General features: G+C 60.4%; 3 protein-coding genes. 2 read left to right on the forward strand and 1 reads right to left on the reverse strand.

Annotated elements, in window-relative coordinates:
* The coding region (locus tag ACRC1E_RS14235) for a PLP-dependent aminotransferase family protein (RefSeq protein ID WP_438515760.1) at nt 1–663 on the forward strand (663 nt) is incomplete at its 5' end.
* A gap of 1 nt (nt 664) precedes the next feature.
* Here the strand turns inward: ACRC1E_RS14235 and ACRC1E_RS14240 are convergent.
* A complete protein-coding gene (locus ACRC1E_RS14240; protein ID WP_438515762.1) occupies nt 665–1,555 on the reverse strand; it encodes a L,D-transpeptidase in 891 nt (296 codons plus the stop codon).
* Nucleotides 1,556–1,715: 160 nt separating this feature from the next.
* On the opposite strand from ACRC1E_RS14240, the gene rlmD reads away from it, so the two are divergent.
* Nucleotides 1,716–3,299, forward strand: a complete 1,584-nt coding sequence (gene rlmD / locus ACRC1E_RS14245; RefSeq protein WP_438515763.1) for a 23S rRNA (uracil(1939)-C(5))-methyltransferase RlmD — start codon at nt 1,716–1,718, stop codon at nt 3,297–3,299.
* Nucleotides 3,300–3,494 lie beyond the last annotated feature (195 nt).

Genomic DNA, 3,494 nt, shown 5'->3' on the forward strand with positions numbered 1-3,494 from the left:
CTGGGGGCCAGCATGCCGCCGGAGGCGCGCCAGCGACTGGCGACGCTGGTGAATGAGTACCGGATTCCGCTGATAGAAGATACGCCGCATGCCGACCTGTTCTATGGCGCGGCACCGCCGGATTCGGTGAAGTCCTATGACAAGGACGGCTGGGTGCTGTTGTGTTCCAGTTTCAGCAAGACGCTGGCGCCGGGGTTTCGTATCGGCTGGATTGCGCCGGGGCGCTTCTTGCATCAAGTGATGCGGCTGAAAATTGCCGGTTCGCTGGGCCAGCCGCGCCTGCTGGAGGAAACGCTGGCCGAATATCTGGAAAGCGGCGGTTTCGATCACCACCTGCGTTTTTTGCGGCGCCAGTTTATGGCGCAGATGGAAAAGCTGCGTTCGGCAGTGGCGACCCATTTTCCGCCGGGTACGCGTGCCACCTCGCCTTCGGGCGGGTGTTTGCTATGGGTGGAGCTTCCCAAGGGCGTCGATACGCTGGCGCTGTTCCAGCGGGCGCTGGCCGAGGGGATTACTGTCGCGCCGGGCGCGCTGTACTCGGCACGCGGGCGCTTTAATAATTGCGTGCGCCTGTCGTGCTGTTATCCGTGGACGCCGGCTTACGAGCGCGCACTATTGCGTTTTGCGGTGCTGGCCTGTGAAGCCGCCGAAGGTAGTGACTGAATCAGGCCGGCTGGGCTTTGCGTTTTGATGCCAGCGGTGCGCTGCTATCTTCCGGCACCGGTTCCATTACCGGTTCGGCGGCAGGTGCGGGCAGCGGCTGCTCCGTCGGCTGCTGCGCGCGCCAGGAAACGGCATTAAGGGCCCCGCTGATGCGTGCCTCGCTGGGCTTCCGGCAGGTCAGACACACCGGTTTACCCGTGCGCAGGTTCAGTGCCTGATTGACGCGCTGACCATGAACTGCGCGCTGTTGCTCGTCTTGCCAGCTCAGGAGCGCCTCGGCCAGTTGCGGCATCGCGACATCATTATTCTGGTATCTGTCCTTGAACGCCGTCAGCCACAGTTCGCCGGCTTCATCTTGCGACAGCAAAATAGTCTGGTAGGTGACAGACACCGCTGCGCCCTTGGGGACAATATTGGATAGCAGCAGCGCCTGTTCGCTCTTCATGCGCACGCAGCCATGACTGCGAAAACCGGGCACGCTGGATGGCGCATTGGTGCCGTGTATACCGAGGCCCAGTTTGCTCTCGCCAAAGCGGATAAATACCGGCCCTAGCGGATTGTCCGGCCCCGGTGGCACTACGGTTTCGACCGGCTTGCCTTTTTTGCGCATTTCTTCCTGAATCGAGCGCGGTACATGCCAGGCCGGATTACGGTAAATACCGGTAATGGCATACTCGCCCACCGGTGTGCGCGTCAGCATCTTGCCGACTGCCACCGGGAAACTGTCCTGCAGCACACCATCCTGAAACAGGAATAAGCGGGTTTGTGGCAGGTTGATCACCACATGTGTGCCGGTTTCCTGCACTGCGACGTCGGGTTGCGGGATGGCACTCGCCATGGCGGACACGGACAGCAGGAGTAAAAAGCCGGATAGGCCGGATAGTCGCTTCATCGTTATATTTGCTTGGTTGATATCAGGCTGTTAGCTCCGGATTTTAGCAGAAGCACCCGTCAACGGCCGCAGCTTTGCGCCTCCCAAACGGGGTAAGCGTGCGTTTGTGCCGCGTTTCTGAGAAAATCGCCGCCTTCGCTTTGATTTGATTACCAAAATAATGTCTGATACCCCGGCCTTGGCCCAGATTGAGTCGCTCGACTATGAAGGTCGCGGCGTTGCCCATGTAAATGGCAAGACCCTGTTCATCGATGGCGCGCTGCCGTACGAAACCGTTGAATATCGCAGCTACCGCAGCAAAAGCAGCTATGAGAACGCCGACACGGTGCGGGTGGTGAAAGAAAGCTTTATGCGCACCGAGCCGCGCTGCCCTAGCTTCGGCGTGTGTGGCGGCTGCTCGATGCAGCATATGGAGTTCACCGCCCAAGTCGCGGTCAAGCAGCGCGTGCTGGAAGACAATCTGGCACGTATCGGCAAGGTGACGCCCGAGCGGGTGCTGACACCGATTGCCGGCCAGCCGTGGGGCTACCGTCAGCGTGCCCGTTTGTCGGCGCGCTGGGTGGCAAAAAAAGATGAGGTACTGGTGGGTTTTCACGAAAAGCGTTCGCGCTTTGTCGTCGATATGCGCGAGTGCCATGTGCTGCCACCGCATATCTCGGCTTTGCTGCTGCCGATGCGCGCGCTGATAGGCAAACTGTCGATCCGCGACCGTATGCCGCAGATCGAGTTCGCCGGTGGCGCCGAGGTGGACGTGCTGGTGTTCCGTAATATGGATGCGATCACCCCGGCCGATGAAGCCCTGTTCAAGGCCTTTGCCGATGAACACGGCAAGGTGCGCCCGCTGCAAGTCTGGCTGCAACCCAAAGGGCCGGAAACCTGCTATCCGCTGTGCCCGCTGGATACGCCCAAACTGACTTACCGTCTGGATGATTTCGCGGTCGAGATGCCGTACTACCCGACCGAGTTCACTCAGGTCAACCCGGCAATCAATAACGTGATGGTCAGCCGTGCCTTGCGCATGCTGGATCCGCAGCCGGGCGAGCGTATTGCCGATATGTTCTGCGGCATCGGCAACTTCACCCTGCCGATAGCCCGCTCCGGTGCCAGCGTGCACGGCATGGAAGGCAGTCAGGCGCTGGTTAAGCGTGCAGTCGAAAACGCGACCCATAACGGGCTGCAGGACAAGGTCAGCTACGAGATGGCCAACCTGTTTGATGTGACTGAAGAAAGCTTTGCCGGCCTGGGCAAGTTCGACAAGATGCTGATCGACCCGCCACGCGATGGTGCGGTGCAGCTATGCCAGGCGCTGAGTGACGACAGTGCTCCGCAGCGCATCATTTATGTGTCGTGCAGTCCGTCCACACTGGCGCGTGACGCTGGCGTACTGGTCAATACCAAGGGGTATACCCTCAAGGCGGCCGGCATCATCAATATGTTCCCGCACACCGCACACGTCGAGAGTATCGCCTGGTTTGAAAAAACCGGTCCGTGCAAGACCCGCGAACAGCTGGCGGCCATGGCTGCGGCCGAAGAGGCCGAGCGTGCTGCGGCCAAGGCGGCGTCAATGGCCGCCCGTGCCGAGCGCGAAGCGATAGAAGCCGAGCTGAACCGGGAAGAAAACGAGCGTCTGGCGGCAGAGCGTGCCGAACGGCTGGAGGCCAAGGAAGCGCGCCGAGCGTATTACTTCGCCGAAAAGGCACGACGCGAAGCCGAGGCAGCAGCAGGCAAGCCGGTGGATGAATAAAAACGCCCGCTTTCCTCAAGCCTGAACGGCATGAGGAAAGCCCGTTTGCCGCGCTAAGGGCGTGCCATGCAAAAAAACCGCTATCCATTTATGGATGGCGGTTTTTTTAGCGTAAGGCAGCAGCACATTGCTGACAATGGATGCGGCACCGGGCCGGAGCCATACGCACTGATCTGCGCGTCCCGCTTGGCCGGA

It is taken from the genome of Craterilacuibacter sp. (genome assembly GCF_051659485.1).
Lineage (GTDB): Bacteria > Pseudomonadota > Gammaproteobacteria > Burkholderiales > Chromobacteriaceae > Craterilacuibacter.

Bases quoted from the DNA above. Each gene is read 5' to 3' on its own strand.
- ACRC1E_RS14240 (WP_438515762.1), bottom strand. From the start codon at position 1,555: ATGAAGCGACTATCCGGCCTATCCGGCTTTTTACTCCTGCTGTCCGTG.
- rlmD (WP_438515763.1), top strand. From the start codon at position 1,716: ATGTCTGATACCCCGGCCTTGGCCCAGATTGAGTCGCTCGACTATGAA.